Source organism: Aliivibrio finisterrensis (assembly GCF_008933155.1).
Taxonomy (GTDB): domain Bacteria; phylum Pseudomonadota; class Gammaproteobacteria; order Enterobacterales; family Vibrionaceae; genus Aliivibrio; species Aliivibrio finisterrensis.
The window spans coordinates 80,694-97,870 of the sequence record NZ_WBVP01000002.1; the positions used below are offsets into that span (position 1 = coordinate 80,694).

The following is a 17,177-nucleotide window of genomic DNA, read 5'->3' on the forward strand; positions in this document are numbered from 1 at the left end:
TGACAATTAAAAGGAAAAAAATGAAAACATTATTTGAAAAAACAAACCTAAAAAAAATCAGCTTACAAAATCGAGTGGTTATGGCCCCAATGACTCGTGCTCGCACTAGCCAACCCGGTAATATTCCAAATGACATGATGGCGACCTACTATAAGCAGCGTGCTACGGCAGGGTTAATTATCTCTGAAGCAACTCAAATTTCAGATGACTCGCAAGGATATTCATTCACTCCTGGTGTTTACACCGATGAACAAGTAAAAGGATGGCAACCAATAACCCAAGCAGCCCATAAAGAAGGCGCTGCAATCTTTTGCCAATTATGGCATGTAGGTCGAGTATCTCACCCTACGTTCCAAAAAGGTGAGTTGCCAATTGCTCCCTCTGCGCTTGCTCCTGTTGAAACCAAAGTGTGGATTTCAGACGAACAAGGTAACGGTAATATGGTTGATTGTATTCAACCACGAGAAATGACTCATGACGATATCAATCGAGTCATTCAAGATTTCGCCTACTCTGCAAAGCGCGCAATCGAAGCCGGTTTTGATGGGGTTGAAATACATTGCGGTAATGGATATCTGATTGATCAATTTCTTCGTACTAACTCTAACCATAGAATGGATAAGTATGGGGACTCTCGAGAGAACCGTCTTCGCTTTTTACTTGAAGTCGTCGATGCCGTAAGTAAAGAAATCGGTTCAGAGAAAGCTGGCGTTCGACTTGCGCCCTTCATTACATTCAAAGACATGGATTGCCCTGATATCGTCCCGACGATTCTTGACGCCTCAAGAGAGTTACAATCACGCGATATTGCTTATTTACATTTATCAGAAGCAGATTGGGACGATGCACCTGTTATTCCTGAAAACTTCCGTATTGAACTAAGAAAACTGTTCACCAATACGATAATTGTTGCTGGTAGCTACACACAAGCACGCGCAAATGAAATCCTTAATAAAGGTTATGCTGATCTTGTGGCTTTTGGTCGACCGTTCGTCTCTAACCCAGACTTGGTTTCACGCTTAGAGAACAATTATGAGCTAGCGACACTAGATGGTAATACGTTGTTTGGTGGCAATGAACACGGTTATATTGATTACCCTGCCTACAGTGCAAAAATACTAGAGACGGAACTATGAAGAACAAAATAATCCTTGGTGTCACGGATCTTTCTTTTCATCGAGTCACCGCTTCCATTGTTTCGCATGTTTTAGCGGACATGGGCTTTAAGGTAGAGCGTGTTTACTCTCCACATCAAGAAAACTTTGAGAAATTAAAATCAGGCGACATTGATATGCTCGCTTCTGCTTGGCTTCCCTCTAGTCATGGTATATATAAATCTGATGTAGAAGAAATAGTCGAATTGCTTGAATTAGGCCTGCACTATAAACCATACGCACATTGGGGAGTTCCTGATTACATCCCAGAAAGTGCGGTATCTGAAGTAAAAGATTTATTGAAGCCAGAAGTAATCTCACGCATGAATAAGCAAATTCAAGGCATTAATCCGGGCGCAGGGATCTCTCGATTTTCAATCAAAATGATGGAAACATACGGTTTAAACAACGCAGGCTACCGCTTTTATACCGGAAGCGAAGAAGATTGCTTCAATGCATTTGAACAGGCCGTCGAGAATAAAGAGTGGGTTGTTGTTCCATTATGGAAACCTCAATTCCTACATCATAAATACAATATTCGTGAAATTTCCGAACCTAAAGGGTTATTGGGAATAATTGATCGTGCTGTATTATTACTTCGACAAGATAAGTCCATAAACTTCACTCAAGAACAAATTAAAACATTAGATGCACTTAAATTCTCTAATGAAATTATCGCCGCGCTCGATTATCAAGTTTCCCGAGAAGGAAAAGCGATTGATGAAGTAACCAAGCAATGGCTTAGTCAACAATCGTAATAAAAAAGGACGATGTTGTATTTAAATCTCAGCGATAAAAAACGCCTAAAGAAATTAACTTTAGGCGTTTTTATATTTAAGTTTAACTTATATATCAATAACTAACGAATTAGCAATAAAGGCACTTCACTTTTTATTAATACCTTGGTTGTATTGCTGCCTAAAAAAAACTGTCTTAGTGTTGAGTGCCCATAAGCCCCCATTACCATCATGCCTATCTGATATTCTTTCTGGTACTTCAGCAAAGCATCATCAACAGATCCTGACAGAATGTCTTCATGCACACTGAGCCCTGCATTTTTCAATTTAATCGCAGCCTTCTCAAAAGCAGCACTCTTTACCGCAAAGTCATCCACCATCACTAAATGACACTCTAAACCAGAAAGCAAAGGCGTATTAATTGCTTTTTCAATCAGTTTTTCACTCGTTGGGCTGCCATCAAAAGCAATGAGATAAGACGTTGGGATAGAAAATGGCGCATTCACCACTAATGTATGGGATTTAATAGAACGAATAACACTCTCAAGTTGAGAGCCTATCGTTTTATTACTGTCCTGCTCTTCACCTAATTTACCAATCACTAATACTCTTAGTTCATTTTCTAAATCAATCAGGCTTTCCAGTAAACTTCCATGACGTTGTAGTTGCTCAACATGGCTAATGCCTTTATTCATTACCCATTCAGCCGCTTCTTCCAGCAATTGTTTTCCATGCTTGAGTGCGACTTTACTGCGGGCTTCATCCAATTTTGCAAGTTCATTAAGCAACTCTTCTTGGCTGCCTAATCCTATTTGCCCAGAGAACTCACTCACAACAGGTCTAGTGGTTTTATCGAGAGCATGCAATAAGACAAGCGGCGCATTAATCTTAGATGCAACCCATGCACTCGCTTCACACGTTGCAAGCGTCATCGGAGATCCATCAATACAAGCTATTATATTTTTCATTTTCTAATCCTTAATGTCCGGCCAATAGTTTTTCAACTTCTTCTGGTTTGTCATGTACACCAAATTTATCAACAATCGTCTGGGTTGCTTGGTTCATTCCGATAAGCTCGACTTGAGTCCCCTCTCGGCGAAACTTGACCACCACTTTATCCAATGCAGAGACTGAAGTAACATCCCAGAAATGCGCAGCCGATAAATCAATCGTCACGCTCTCGATCACTTCTTTAAAATCAAAAGAAGTAATAAATTTATCCGATGAGGCGAAGAATACTTGCCCTATTACGGTATATTCACGCGATTTATGTGCGTCCGAATTATTCTTTATCACCATCATACGACTGATTTTATTAGCAAAGAACAATGACGCAAGCAAGACACCGACCAGAACACCAATAGCTAAATTATGCGTCATTACCACAATAATCACCGTGGCTAACATAACAATATTGGTTGATATTGGGTGCTTTCTTAAATCAGTAATTGAACTCCATGAGAAAGTACCGATAGATACCATTATCATCACAGCGACTAAGGCTGCCATTGGGATTTGTTTTAACCAAGGACCAAGAAAAACCACCATAATTAACAAAAACACACCAGCAGATAACGTTGATAAACGTCCACGGCCGCCCGACTTTATATTAATCATTGATTGTCCGATCATCGCACAACCTGCCATACCACCAAGAAAACCCGTAAATATATTGGCAAGCCCTTGGCCTTTACACTCGCGGTTTTTATCGCTGGTGGTATCGGTGAGATCATCGACAATCGTTGCTGTCATCATGGATTCTAATAAACCCACCACTGCCAAACCAATAGAATACGGCAAGATAATTAATAGCGTTTCTAGGTTTAAAGGCACATCAGGCCATAAGAAAATTGGCAAGGTATCAGGTAGATGTCCCATATCTCCAACAGTACGAATATCAATATTAAATGACATCGAAATGGCGGTTAATACGATAATACAGACTAAAGGCGAAGGAATTAATTTACCGATAACCGGTAGGTATGGGAACAGATAGATAATCCCTAAACCGGCGGCTGTCATGGCGTAAACATGCCAAGTTACATTCGTGAGCTCAGGTAGTTGCGCCATAAAGATCAATATGGCTAACGCATTAACAAACCCAGTAACAACCGAGCGAGAAACAAAACGCATCAAGCTGCCTAGTTTTAAATAACCCGCTAAGATCTGCAATACACCAGTAAGAACGGTTACGGCAAGTAAATATTCTAACCCGTGTTCTTTAACTAACGTGACCATCAATAGTGCCATTGCACCAGTCGCAGCTGAGATCATCCCAGAGCGACCTCCAGTAAAAGCAATAACAACTGAAATACTGAAAGAAGCGTATAACCCAATTTTAGGATCAACACCTGCGATGATAGAAAAGGCGATAGCTTCAGGAATTAAAGCAAGAGCAACAACGATGCCCGCAAGGAGATCACCACGGATATTAGACATCCAGTCAATTTTGAAATTTTTAAACATTGAATTCTCAATTTATGCACGGTAATACGTACCCGAAATAGATCTGGGGTGTAAATAGGTGCTTCTTTGATAATACCAATTCCAGTAATTCTCTAGTCATTATTACTGGTTAAATCACATAATAGCTTCGTTAAAAATTATTTAAGTAGAATAAATACTTATCAGAATTTTTGCCTTGCTCTTAAGTGGTTTCCCTGCGTAATAAATAGACCATTTAATTAATGGCAATGGTATGAGTTTTAGCGCAGAAAAGTAGCCGAAAGTACGGCAAAGAATTAACAAGCGCAAAGAGTTAAGCCGAATACTCAGTCGAGTACAGTGCTTAGGTTAGCAATGAGAGCTATAGGGGGGATGGAGCGTTTAAGGCGGCGTAATTAACACAGTGATTAATATTCTCTAAATCAAACAGGAGGCCAGTGTATATTTATAAAGTCATCCCTTCAATTTCCATTATCGGTTATTTAGGTTCCATTAATGCATCTATGAAAGTTAGAATATTAATGAAAATAATTATTATACCAATTTTCTAGGTAACAACTTCGTATAAAACCCCGTAACAAACATGGTGCCTATCACCACGAGAACCGTACCTATAATGGCATTTATCCCAACAGTTTCCCCTAAAAATAAGTAGCCCCATAAAATCCCAAAAACAGGAATAATAAAGGTAACAGTTAAGGCTGAAGAAGCGCCAAGTTCTTTAATCAGTCTAAAATACAACAAGTAAGCTAAACCCGTACACACAGCACCAAGGGCAAATACAGCGAAAACAATATCTACACTCACCACTTCTCTTACTGGCATAAAAGGAACAAGCGGTAACACCAAGATAACAGAAGCCCACATACTGCCGTGTGCGTTATTAAACGGCTCAACGCTTGGTGCATTTTTGGCATAATTAGTTGCAACACCATAGCTAAATGCGCCCATTAAGGCTGCAATCATCGGGATAATGGCTTCATCACCAACATTAATCGCCTCCCATCCAACCAAAACGCTAACCCCGATCATACCTAGAACCAAACCAAACACGACCTCTTTGGTTAACCAAGTTCGAGTCCATACCGCCCCAATAATCGCACCCCAAATTGGAGCGGTAGAATTAAGAATAGCTAAAGTAGATACATTTAAAATTTGTGCTGAATAAGCAAATAATAAGAAAGGTAATGCTGAATTAAACAACCCCAAAATAAGGAAGTGCTTAATATTTGACATAAAGTGTAGGGATTTTTTCAGAAATAAGGAAACAACAAGTAGAGTCAATGCAGCGAAAGCAACCCGTGTCTCAATTAATACGGCAGGCCCTAACGGGTTTGCTGCAATTCTAACAAATAAAAATGAACCGCCCCACAACGCAGCTAAGGTAAATAAACTTAATATATTAATCATCCATGATCCCAAACTGTAGGTAATTTTTTAGTGTGGTTGATAATGACAAATCACTCAACCACATAATCTCAAAAATGCTTTCTAACGCTCGCCTTGTACTTCAAAGTCATCAGAAATCAAACGTGCTTTACCATCGTTTTGAATTGTCCAATGTTCACGATGTACAACACCAAATGCTTTGTTCATCGTCCAATTCGCCGTTAATAGGTAACCATCTTCACCGATTGGCTCCCATTTAACTTCGGTATAATCAACATCAGCAAAACCTTGGTCCATAATGTTTTGCCAAAATGCTTGGATCTCTTCGCGGCCTGTAAATGTACCAAATGGACGCGCTTCCATCACCGTACCTTCAGCGTATTGTATTGCACAACCTGCTGCATCTTGAGAGTTAAAAGCCTGTTGCCATGCTGAAATGCCAGCTTTGCATGCTGCTAAAATTTGTTCTTGAGCCATGATTGTTTCTCCTAATGTTTGTATACAATGAACTATACGTGCATTATTGAAACCGAAAAACAAACCAATAAGAACTCACTGTTTAATAAAATAGAACAATAGGATTTAAAAGAGCATGAATAAACTTAAACAGATGACCCTTTTTATGACGATTGTTGAAACAGGATCAATCACTAAAGCGGCTGAGAAATTGGAACTGTCTAAGTCTGTGATTAGCCAACACTTAAAGCAACTAGAGCATGAACTTGCTATTCCATTGCTCAAACGTACAACAAGAAAACAATCACTCACCGCCTCTGGAGAGCATTTCTATCTGCAATGCTGTGAGATGCACAAATTAGCAGAAAAGGCATGGAGTGATATCTTACATCAGCAAGAATCTCCTCAAGGAAAATTGTCTGTCACCGCTCCACACGCCTTAATGAACAGCATTGTTATTCCGGCTCTTAGCTCCGTATTTAACACGCACAAAGAAGTTGGACTAAACTTAATCGCGCATGATGGACAGCTTGATTTGATGCAAGAAGAAATCGACCTAGCTATCCGTGTTGGCGAATCAAAATTAAGTAACCTAAAGCAGAAACGCATTGGAACCATACAAGACGTATTATGTATTGCCAAAGGCTATCCAGAGTTTGCTATTGATAGCATTGAGGCCTTGCCTTATGTTGCAAATCACTGGCAATCAAAACAAATTTCGCATCAGCTAATAAATACGACCACAAAAAATACCCGAGTTATAAACTTTATCGCTGCCCATCAAGTCAACACGGTTCAAAATAGTTTAGCTTTAATAAAAAATGGGTTCGGAATTGGGCTGCTTCCTGAGTTTATCTATTTACAACATCAAGATGAGTTAAAAGAAGTGTTACCTACTTTTGAAATGAAAGCGTCTAATGTCTATGCCCTTCATCCCTTTCATGGGCAAATTCCAATTAGTGTAAGAATGGCAATTGATGCCATTGAAAGTGCATTAGCCTAGTTATCTACCTGCTACACTTCGTTTTATTCATTGAATTATGAATTGTCTCAATATTTAGCAAAGTACCACCCAAAGAAAAAGGTATTATGTGCGGATACATTTATCACGCATTAATTCTTTATATTCAAAGGAAAAAATTATGAAAAGTCCTTATCCATTGGACTGTAGAAGAAGAAAATAAGTAGACACTTAATAACTATCACTTCAACACTTTCAATTAAAGTGGCCTCATTATGAAGCCACTTTTTTATATCTAAATATAATACCAATTTCATTAATTATCTGACCATTATTACTGGTTAAATAACTCAATAGTTGCGTTAAAAATTATGATTGTAGAATAACTACTTATAAGAATTTTTGCCTTACTCTTAAGTGATTTTCCTGCGTAATAAATAGATCACCTAATTAGTTACATTGGTATAAAGATCCTAACTGCCGATCACACCACCATTATCTTTAGTTACCATCACAATGGTTGAACGCGGTTTGTTATTCCCCCCTTGTGGAAAATGTCCAGATGGATGCTGCACACCAACAAACATGGTTTTTTGATCTTCAGAAAAAGTGAGTCCGGTAATTTCACAGCCAATTGGCCCAGTTAAGAAACGACGCACTTCTCCAGTCTTAGGATCACCACATAACATTTGATTATTACCTTGCCCTGCAAAGTCCCCTTTGTTTGAGTAATTACCATCGGTTTGAATCCATAGGCGTCCTGCTTTATCAAAACCAATACCATCAGGGCTATTAAACATATTGTCCTTATTGATGTTGTCACTACCAGCGTACAAATTGCCTTTATGAACCGTTGGATTGCCTGCTATTAGGTACAAATCCCATTGGAATGTATCACTAACATGATCGCCATTTGTAGGCTCCCAACGCACGATTTGACCGTAATGGTTTTCAGCTCGTGGGTTAACGCCATCGATATCTTGCCCTTCTTTAACACCACGATATTTATTATTAGTTAGTGTAGAAAATACGTGTTTTTTATCAGGATGAATGGCAACCCATTCAGGTCTGTCCATTGTGGTCGCACCTACTTGTGTGGCTGCACGACGAGTAAAAATCATCACTTCAGCCTGGCTATTAAACCCATTTTCTTTGGTTAATCCATTTTTACCATAAGTGAGTTCTAGCCACTGGCCATCACCTTCTAACTTATCGTCTTTCATTGCAAATTTAGCAACGTACAAGGTGCCTTCTTCAAGAAGGTTACGATTGGCTGCGTTATTACCTTCTTGGTATTTATCTTTTGATACGAACTTATACAAATGCTCGCCACGTTCATCATCACCAAGATACACCACGACATGGCCATCATCGTTTACGACTAACGCGGCATTTTCATGTTTGAATCGACCTAGCGCAGTTCGTTTTAATGGGGTTGAGGTTGGATCATTCGGATCAATTTCAACCACCCAACCAAAACGATTTGGTTCATTTGGGTTTTTAGCAACATCAAAACGATCATCAAAGTTATGCCATTGATATTTACTTTGCTTGGCTTTTACACCGTATCGTTTGTCATCAGGGGTTAATTCTACCGCTTTCTCTGAACCAAAGAATGAATTAAAGTTTTCTTCACAAGTTAAATAGGTGCCCCAAGGCGTTTCACCATTTGCGCAGTTATTAAAAGTACCCAATACTTTTTTGCCTGTTGGGTCCGCTTTGGTTTTCAATAAATCATGACCTGCGGCAGGACCCGTCACTTCCATTTCCGTATTTGCGGTAATACGACGGTTGACTTTACTTGTTGGATCCAGCATCCACTGACCGTTCTTTCTTACAATTTCAACAATGGTAATCCCTACCGCAGCTTGTGCTTTGGCAACATCATCTGCCGTCATCGCTTTGCCTTGATGCGCGAACAAGTACTCATAATTGGTGTATTCATTATTGACCGCAAGAATGGCGCGATCTTTTGATAAAGGGAATATACTCATACCATCGGTATTATCACCAAATTGCTGTGCCTGTGCTTTCGAGTCTTGCTTACCGTTAGGGTTAAATTGAGGAGCGTTAGCAAAGATAGGATCGCCCCACGACATCAAAGTACTAGAGCTATAACCTTTAGGAAGAATAATGGAATCACTGGTAGATGTTGGGATAGCCTCAAAATTTAATAACGAACTATCCATACTACCAGCAATGGCTTTTGCTACTGGGTTTAACGCTAAAAAAGCGCCAGCACCTGCCGCTGCTGCTCCCATTAAAAAACCTCGACGAGATAAACGTGCACTCACCATATTGCTAAAATCTGATTCTTTCTCTACAAAATTGCTCATCCTACTTCCCTTTTGAAATTGTTATTTTTATAACTACGTTTTATATAATCAGGAGTAGCGTAAAGGGGTTTTATGACAAAATTATTGAAGGGTTATGACGGTTTTATTGCGCGTATTTAAAGAAAAAAATAGGCGTTAATCCCATAATAACAACATTCGTTATGGCAATGATTCTTTATTTAAAATATCTCTAATATAAACCTTAGTCACTATTTCAGTCTGTATTGATTCATCTGACCTAGATATCAAGGAAAATCATGTTTAAACAAACTCTATTATGTTTATTTTTGAGTTCATTATTTATAACAAACGGTTGCGCTGAGCTTAAAGATGCGGGTAAAACCATTGGACACACAACACAAGATGTAACCACTGCAATTGGCCACGCTTCACGTGATGCAGCCAAATCAGTTAAAGCAGAATTAGATAAAGGAGAATGGGAGAATGGGAGAATGAGTCATAATCTCTTTCATAGCTCAATTTGGAAAAATTTTTAACATTAACATCCCATCCTTTAGATAAAAGATTGAGAATAGTGCCAACATCAGTACAATGCCAAAATCAACAACGTTGTAAACCATTCAATTTTGCATTTATACAAAGGCCTGTTACGTGGATAAACATGAAGAAGTTTTAGTCGCTATTCGTCAGATAATTCGAGCTATCGATTTACAATCGAAAAAACTGAATAAAGAATATGGATTAACGGGCCCTCAACTCATTTTAATGCGTGCGATTCAAAGTATGCATAATGTAACGATCAAAGAGCTATCAAATCATACCAATGTAAGCCAAGCAACCACCACTACTATCATTGACCGCTTGGAGCATAATGGGTACGTTCAACGCATTAGAAGTGAATCTGATCGCCGTAAGGTTCATGCACATTTAACAGGGAGAGGGGAAGAACTCCTCAATAATGCGCCCCTTTCTTTGCAAGATAATTTTGTCAACAAATTCCATAAATTAGAGCCGTGGGAACAAAGCTTGCTATTATCTTCAATGCAGCGTGTATCTTCTATGATGAATGCGGAAGACATTGATGCCGCACCCGTTCTACAACTCGACAGCATTGCTAAAATTTAAACCTACTTATAATACCTATCTCAACATAAAACCTCTATGCATTAGAGGTTTTTGCTATCATCATAACTGTAATTTGATTAATTGTGTGTAAAATAAGCGCCTACAATAGGGAAGACTTATAAGAAAATCACAATGGATAATTTTATTACTCAATTGCTGTTCTCCGCTTCAATTACTGGCCCGATCTGCTTAATGCTATTTTTGGGCGTTTTATTTAAACGCACTCATCTAATCAATGATAACTTTATTGAAGTCTCTTCTAAACTTGTTTTCCAAGTCACATTACCTGCGATGCTTTTTTTAAGTATCGTAAATGCTAACCATGATTTCGCATCTAGCAGTCATTTAATTATTTACGGACTTATCGCTAACTTCTTGTTCTTTATTTTTACTATTTACTCCACTCGGTTTACCTTTAAAAATAAACAAGATCACGGTGTCATTATTCAAGGGGGATTTAGAGCAAACACTGCAATCATTGCTTTGGCTTATGTGGCAAATACCTATGGAAACGCTGGTGTTGCATTGGCTGCTATTTATGTCGCAGCCACAACCATTTTATATAACATTCAAGCTGTGATCGCACTAACTCCGAAAGATGATAATGACAAACAAGCATTTGGCGTAATAGTAAAAACACTGACTAAAAACCCATTAATCATTTCAATTCTATTAGGGATAGCTTGTTCTTCTCTCTCTGTCCCAATTCCTAAAATTATTACTCAAGCGGGACAATATTTCGCTAATATGACCTTACCATTAGCACTATTATGCGCAGGAGGATCACTCAACCTAACTTCAATGAAAAAAGATAATCTAGCTACATGGTTTGCGACTAGTTACAAACTGATATTAAGTCCAGTATTTATTACCATTGGAGGTATATTGTTAGGCTTTAGAGGGCTAGATTTAGGACTTTTATTCTTTATGAGTGCGGCGCCAACCGCTGCTGCAAGTTACGTAATGGCACGCGCAATGGGTGGTAACGCTACACTGGCTGCAAACATCATAGCTCAAACGACAGTAGCATCCTTAGTCACTTGTACGCTTGGGATCTTCATTTTATCTTCGTTTGGTTTGATATAACTCTACATGTCCGTGCTTTGGTTTTATTCCTTTTCATTGTAGATACTGCAACCAATCTTTAAACGCCTTGATTTTTTCATGTTCAAGTCCATTTGGTTTCCAGACAATGTAATACGCCAATTCTATATGACATTTCAAATCAGGAAATGGCTTAACCAATCGACCACAATCTAAATCCTCTTGCACTAATACACTTCGGCCTAATGCCACGCCTTGGCCACTAATCGCCGCTTGAATAACAGACGCCGAATTATTAATTTTCAATCCCTTTTCTGCATTTATATCATGAACATTATTCTGCTTCGCCCAACTCGACCAAGAAGGAAACCCACTCTCTTTGGGTAAAGACAGATCATGTAATAAAGGAAAATCGGTAAGGTTATCTAAATTAAATAGCCCCTTCTTTACTAAATCAGGTGAGCAAACAGGAAAGACAGACTCTGTCATTAATAATGATTTTTCTAACCCTTCCCAATTCCCTTTTCCATATCGGACGCCAATATCGATGCTCTCAGCAAGGTAATCAAGCGTTCGAATATTGGTATCTAACCGGAGATCCCATTCAGGGTGTGATGTTTGAAAGTCATCAATACGCATTAATAACCATTTAGCAGCAAAGGCTGGGCTAACGGCGACCGTTAAAATAGGGTTAACCTCTATCGGTTTTAACCGGCTTAGCCCTTGTGATAAAGCGTTAAATCCACGTGTAATATCAGGTAAACCTTGCAGAGCTTCCTTGGTTAATACTAAACGAGAAGCACCAGAAGAGCGTCGCTCAAACAGAGAGACATCAAGCCACTCTTCCAGCAATTTTACTTGCTGCCCTATCGCTGCAGGTGTGACATTTAACTCTTTTGCCGCTAAAGAAAAACTCAGATGCCTTGCCGCCGCTTCAAAGGCTCTTAGACCATTCAAATGGTTAATTTTCATAATATTCTATTTACCCTACAACAAGACACTAAAGAAAATCTTTATCGATAGTATAGAAGTTCTGATTTGTTACGCCTAGATAAACATTACACAATAGACTTAATTACTCGCCATTCACGCAGGTTTACCATGAAATTACATACTGACTTATCCCAAAAAGCGAACGTATTTTTTACTCAGTCCACTTGGGTTCCCTCTCCAATTAAAGAAGTATCACGAAAAATGTTAGAGCGTGATGGCGGTGAAATTGCAACCGCAACAACCTTGGTAACTTACGAGCCAAACAGCTATTTCTCATTACACGTTCATACTGGTGGTGAAGAGTTTTTAGTACTTGAGGGAATATTTGCTGACGAACATGGCAGTTATCCTATTGGCACTTATGTGCGCAACCCTATCGGCACGTCTCACGCGCCAATAGTAAAAGATGGCTGTATGATTTTAGTAAAGCTAGGCCAATATCAAGAAGGAGATACCACACCAGTACATATCAAAACTCAAGAACAAGAGTTTGTTAAAGACGATAATCGCCTAGGGGTATTATTTCAGCCGCTACACCACTTTAAGCAAGAGACCGTTCGCCTTGAAAAATGGAAAGAGGGCCAAATTATTGAGCTAGAAAACCACGGTGGAATAGAAATTCTTGTCGTAGAAGGCGAATTTACTCATCAAAGCATTCGCTATCAAAAATTTGATTGGTTACGTCTACCTATCGGGCATTTACTGCAGGCTACGACGGCTCAAACAGAGTGTCTCGTATGGATAAAAGCAGGTCACCACTTACATCAGCGACAAGCGTAGGAGACGAATAATGAAAACCAAAAACCTTATTGTTGGCGCAGGTCTTAGTGGGTTATATACGGCTTATCGACTTGAAAAAATGGGCAAAGACTACTTATTACTTGATGCTAGAGAACGTGTTGGTGGCCGTATTTTATCATCATCTATTACTGGTTTAGAGTTACCAACCTCACCCCTCAATACGGTAGATATGGGCCCATCTTGGTTTTGGCCGCAAATGCATCCTCGCATCACTCAATTGATTAATAATTTAATGTTGCCTATTTTTCCACAGTACTCACAAGGCGCTTATTTAATAGAAAACCAATCAAACAGCGCGCCTATTCGTTATGAATCAGGGTTTGAGCAATCTCCAACGTCAATGAGAATTGCAGGGGGAATGCAATGCTTGGTAGATACCTTACTGGCCGCACTTCCAAGTCATAAAGTCCAACTTAATAGTAAAGTAACCCATGTTGAATATCATGATCATGGTAAAACTACCGTTACGATAAATCACAATAGTAAAGTGGAAAGCATTGAAGTTGAACAGGTTATTTTTGCACTGCCTTTGCGCTTATTAGCTGAAAGTATTTCTTTTACTCCAGCGTTACCTTATGAGTTAACACAGCGTTTTTCTGCAACCACCACTTGGATGGCTGCACACGCAAAGTTCTTTGCTATCTATAAATCTCCTTTCTGGCGCGAAGAAGGGTTATCAGGCTCTGCAAGCAGCCGTGTTGGTCCTTTGGTTGAAATCCATGATGCAAGTACCTTTGATGGCGTTGGTGCTTTATTTGGCTTTGTCGGCATTGATGCTGCGACTCGTGCAAAAGCAGGTGAGGCATTAATCAAACAAGCAGCCATTGAGCAACTAACAAGGATCTTTGGTTCAAAAGCCAGTACTCCCATTGATATTAAACTCTTAGATTGGAGCAAAGAAACATTAACAGCAACAGAAGCTGATCACCAAGCTCCTAGCGCTCACCCTCACTATGGGTTGCCAGCATCAGAAAAAGCGTTGAATAAATTTCATTGGTATTTTGCAGGAACAGAAGCCGCACAAGAGAATGGTGGTTATTTAGAAGGCGCATTAGAAGCAGCCGATGTGGTGCTTTCAAGTCTCAGTGACAGCTAAAAAATACAAAGGCCAAGTTATTTGATAACTTGGCCTTCTCTAATTTATCACTTTATAAGCTCATGACTTAGCAGCTATGTTCCATTAAGAACTGTACATCGTCTTCAGCAGTGTAATAAACAGGATCTTTACCGTGAGAGAACAACTTCAATAGCTTTTCATTAGCAGTGTGGTAACTCAGTTTACCATCATGGATATGTAACCATGTGCCCTCTGGGATCCCTACCACTGGCTCATGTTTATTCACTTCTAGAAATTCTTGAATACGCTCATCACGAGTTTCACCAAAATGCCCTTCAACAGACGCTTCTAAATAATGAGGATTAATTTGGAATGGCACTAGATTCAATGAAGGAAGAATAGCCCCTGTAATAATAGGCATATCATTGGTCGTACGAATTGTTGGACAACCGATGTTAGTCCCAGCGCTCCAACCAATGTATGGAACACCATCAGTTAATACCGCTTTACGAATTGGGCCAACTAAACCTAAATCATGCAAAGTTTTATTTAACACCCAGGTATTACCGCCGCTCACTAAAATACCATCCGCTTCTTGAATGGTTTTTACTGGATCTTCTGAACGATGTAGACCGGTAACTTTACAATCTAACCCAAGATGATCAAAGGTTTGTTGAACCAAGGCAACACGATCATCATGGCTAGAGCGAATAACCGCATAAGGAATAAGCACCAGATTCTTGGCTTTTGTTCGTTGAATTTGCTCAACAATCGCTTCACTTGCAAATTCCATTACAAAATTGTTACCTGCAATCTTGCCATTACTTAATAATAAAATATCCATCTTCTTACTGCCTTATGTCTATTTAACACATCGTTATAGCTCTCTTCTCTTATTTTAAAGAAAATTAAGCTATGCGATGACGAAAGAGATAAAAACATATCAGAAATGATTGGCTAAAAACTTGTGTTAGATCGAATCTATAGTCTATAAATTATGGCAAAACAAAAAGAAATCACAGCATGATCACAAACAAGACAAAAAATATCTGATCATCAAAACTTGTGACCAAGGAAAATATAGGCATAATGCCCTACATAAATTAATACACAGCTCAAAAAAACGTCACTCTTTACGACGTCTATCTACGCTCATATGAGGTGCAATGAAAATACCAAACAGATTACTACCATTAGTTGAAGATGGTTTAATAGATGAAGTTCTAACCCAATTAATGAGCGGTAAAGAAGCCTCGGTCTACATTGTACGTAGTGGCGATAATATTCAGTGTGCCAAAGTTTACAAAGAGATCGAACAACGTAGCTTTAAACAAGCGGTAGCGTATCGTGAGGGGCGAAAAGTAAAAAATAGTCGTCGTGCCCGCGCGATGGAGAAAGGCTCTAAATTTGGCCGTGACGAACAAGAGAAAGTATGGCAAAACGCAGAGATGGATGCGTTATATAAGCTGTCAGAAGCTGATGTTCGTGTACCAACGCCTTATGGTTGCTTTGATGGTGTATTACTCATGGAGTTGGTTACCGATGATGAGGGCTCTGTCGCACCTCGTTTAAATGACGTAACTTTAACCAAAGAACAAGCAATGCGAGATCATGATTTAATGATCCAATATGTCACTCGTATGCTGTGTGCAGGTATTGTGCATGGTGATTTGTCTGAATTTAACGTATTGGTCGATCATCTCGGCCCTGTAATTATCGATTTACCTCAAGCGGTAGATGCTTCGGCAAATAACAATGCAAAATGGATGCTTGAGCGTGACGTAAACAACATGACTACTTACTACGGTCAATACGCTCCAGAGCTGCTTGGTTCTGAATACGCAAAAGAAATGTGGGCACTGTATGAAAGTGGTGAATTAACACCAAATTCAAAGCTTACTGGCGTATTTATTGATGATGGCAAAGATGCCGATGTTGATGGCTTAATGGCTGAAATCAATGCCGTAATGGAAGAAGCTCGATTACGAAAAGAACGCCAACTTGAAGACCAAGAATTGGATTAATCCATACTTTATCGAACATTATAGAAGTAGATAACGGACTATCTACTTTCTCATGCCACCTCTTCCTCTGATTTCTCTTCCTTTTTAAATTTATGATTCTCAATAAAGTAATCCACTTGATTTGCTGTTTCTGTCGCATAAAGCAAACTCGTGTGGGAGTAGTTTAAACACAAGTGGTCAGTCAACTCTGGAAGTAAAGTTTCTTGAACCGTCACTGTCCCATCTGAAGGTTGATGATCTCGAATCATTGGCGGACGTAAACCAATAGGTAATGTCCCAGCAATAGAACCAATAGGACAATTAGCTGTTAATTTAGCAACATCGACCAATCCCTGTCTCTTCGAGCTTCCTAATATAAAACCCAATTTTTTACTTTGAAGTTCTTTCGCAATAGAAGCCCCTTGAAGCGGAGAACCAATGGTTACAATAGAGTCTAAAGGGGTATTAATGTCTTGATGATAGTTAGCAAAATGCACGGCTAAAATGCCACCTAAACTGTGTCCAAGAACAACGTTTTTTTTAGACACCGATAGGCAACTATGAATACGTTTAAACAGTACCATTTCATTAATACGCAGTGAATTATAGCTAATAACTTGTACGGTATGCCCCTTCTTTTTCAATCGTTCCGCAAGAGGCTTCATTACCACACCATGCATATATAAACCATGCAATACAACTATGTTCGCCATTA

Annotated in this window: 17 protein-coding genes; 9 read left to right on the forward strand and 8 right to left on the reverse strand. The window is 39.2% G+C overall.

Going from position 1 to position 17,177, the window contains the following annotated elements:
• Positions 1-20 precede the first annotated feature (20 nt).
• Positions 21-1,136, forward strand: a complete 1,116-nt coding sequence (locus tag F8B77_RS02235; protein ID WP_151653308.1) for an alkene reductase — start codon at positions 21-23, stop codon at positions 1,134-1,136.
• Positions 1,133-1,912 carry a glycine betaine ABC transporter substrate-binding protein gene (locus F8B77_RS02240; protein WP_151653310.1) on the forward strand — a complete coding sequence of 260 codons (780 nt, stop codon included), beginning with the start codon at positions 1,133-1,135 and terminating at the stop codon, positions 1,910-1,912. The genes F8B77_RS02235 and F8B77_RS02240 overlap by 4 nt, the downstream gene beginning before the upstream one ends.
• Positions 1,913-2,013: 101 nt before the next feature.
• Here the strand turns inward: F8B77_RS02240 and F8B77_RS02245 are convergent, their stop codons facing one another.
• From F8B77_RS02245 to F8B77_RS02260, 4 genes are all read right to left on the reverse strand, one after another.
• Entirely contained in the window at positions 2,014-2,859 is an 846-nt protein-coding gene (locus tag F8B77_RS02245) for a universal stress protein (protein WP_151653312.1), read from the reverse strand.
• A 10-nt stretch (positions 2,860-2,869) separates the two neighbouring features.
• Positions 2,870-4,357 (reverse strand): SulP family inorganic anion transporter, encoded by a 1,488-nt coding sequence (locus F8B77_RS02250; protein ID WP_151653314.1) that lies wholly within the window; start codon positions 4,355-4,357, stop codon positions 2,870-2,872.
• 513 nt (positions 4,358-4,870) lie between these two features.
• The gene (locus tag F8B77_RS02255; RefSeq protein ID WP_151653316.1) at positions 4,871-5,746 is read right to left on the reverse strand and encodes a DMT family transporter; all 876 of its coding nucleotides are present in this window, start codon (positions 5,744-5,746) and stop codon (positions 4,871-4,873) included.
• A gap of 81 nt (positions 5,747-5,827) precedes the next feature.
• Positions 5,828-6,202: a nuclear transport factor 2 family protein gene (locus F8B77_RS02260; protein ID WP_151653318.1), complete on the reverse strand. Its 375-nt coding sequence runs from the start codon at positions 6,200-6,202 to the stop codon at positions 5,828-5,830.
• 115 nt (positions 6,203-6,317) lie between these two features.
• Between F8B77_RS02260 and F8B77_RS02265 the strand changes: the two genes are divergently transcribed.
• Entirely contained in the window at positions 6,318-7,184 is an 867-nt protein-coding gene (locus F8B77_RS02265) for a LysR family transcriptional regulator (protein WP_151653320.1), read from the forward strand.
• 431 nt (positions 7,185-7,615) lie between these two features.
• Here the strand turns inward: F8B77_RS02265 and F8B77_RS02270 are convergent, their stop codons facing one another.
• Entirely contained in the window at positions 7,616-9,478 is a 1,863-nt protein-coding gene (locus F8B77_RS02270; RefSeq protein WP_151653322.1) for a PhoX family protein, read from the reverse strand.
• A gap of 257 nt (positions 9,479-9,735) precedes the next feature.
• Here F8B77_RS02270 and F8B77_RS02275 point away from each other — a divergent pair, with 257 nt between their 5' ends.
• The 3 genes from F8B77_RS02275 (at position 9,736) to F8B77_RS02285 (ending at position 11,650) form a co-directional block, all read left to right on the forward strand.
• Positions 9,736-9,975 (forward strand): hypothetical protein, encoded by a 240-nt coding sequence (locus tag F8B77_RS02275; RefSeq protein ID WP_151653324.1) that lies wholly within the window; start codon positions 9,736-9,738, stop codon positions 9,973-9,975.
• Between the two features lie 115 nt (positions 9,976-10,090).
• A complete protein-coding gene (locus tag F8B77_RS02280; protein ID WP_151653326.1) occupies positions 10,091-10,564 on the forward strand; it encodes a MarR family winged helix-turn-helix transcriptional regulator in 474 nt (157 codons plus the stop codon).
• A 132-nt stretch (positions 10,565-10,696) separates the two neighbouring features.
• Positions 10,697-11,650 (forward strand): AEC family transporter, encoded by a 954-nt coding sequence (locus F8B77_RS02285; protein WP_151653328.1) that lies wholly within the window; start codon positions 10,697-10,699, stop codon positions 11,648-11,650.
• Positions 11,651-11,683: 33 nt separating this feature from the next.
• Here the strand turns inward: F8B77_RS02285 and F8B77_RS02290 are convergent, their stop codons facing one another.
• Positions 11,684-12,580 carry a LysR substrate-binding domain-containing protein gene (locus tag F8B77_RS02290; protein WP_151653329.1) on the reverse strand — a complete coding sequence of 299 codons (897 nt, stop codon included), beginning with the start codon at positions 12,578-12,580 and terminating at the stop codon, positions 11,684-11,686.
• Positions 12,581-12,709: 129 nt separating this feature from the next.
• Here F8B77_RS02290 and F8B77_RS02295 point away from each other — a divergent pair, with 129 nt between their 5' ends.
• A complete protein-coding gene (locus F8B77_RS02295; protein WP_151653331.1) occupies positions 12,710-13,381 on the forward strand; it encodes a cupin domain-containing protein in 672 nt (223 codons plus the stop codon).
• Between the two features lie 10 nt (positions 13,382-13,391).
• Complete coding sequence (locus F8B77_RS02300) at positions 13,392-14,498, forward strand: flavin monoamine oxidase family protein (RefSeq protein WP_151653333.1); 1,107 nt, start codon at positions 13,392-13,394, stop codon at positions 14,496-14,498.
• 67 nt (positions 14,499-14,565) lie between these two features.
• Here the strand turns inward: F8B77_RS02300 and pepE are convergent, their stop codons facing one another.
• Positions 14,566-15,303 carry a dipeptidase PepE gene (gene pepE, locus F8B77_RS02305; RefSeq protein WP_151653335.1) on the reverse strand — a complete coding sequence of 246 codons (738 nt, stop codon included), beginning with the start codon at positions 15,301-15,303 and terminating at the stop codon, positions 14,566-14,568.
• 322 nt (positions 15,304-15,625) lie between these two features.
• Here pepE and F8B77_RS02310 point away from each other — a divergent pair, with 322 nt between their 5' ends.
• Positions 15,626-16,483, forward strand: a complete 858-nt coding sequence (locus F8B77_RS02310) for a PA4780 family RIO1-like protein kinase (RefSeq protein ID WP_151653337.1) — start codon at positions 15,626-15,628, stop codon at positions 16,481-16,483.
• A gap of 50 nt (positions 16,484-16,533) precedes the next feature.
• On the opposite strand, the gene F8B77_RS02315 is transcribed toward F8B77_RS02310, so the two are convergent.
• Positions 16,534-17,175, reverse strand: a complete 642-nt coding sequence (locus F8B77_RS02315; protein WP_151653339.1) for a PGAP1-like alpha/beta domain-containing protein — start codon at positions 17,173-17,175, stop codon at positions 16,534-16,536.
• Positions 17,176-17,177 lie beyond the last annotated feature (2 nt).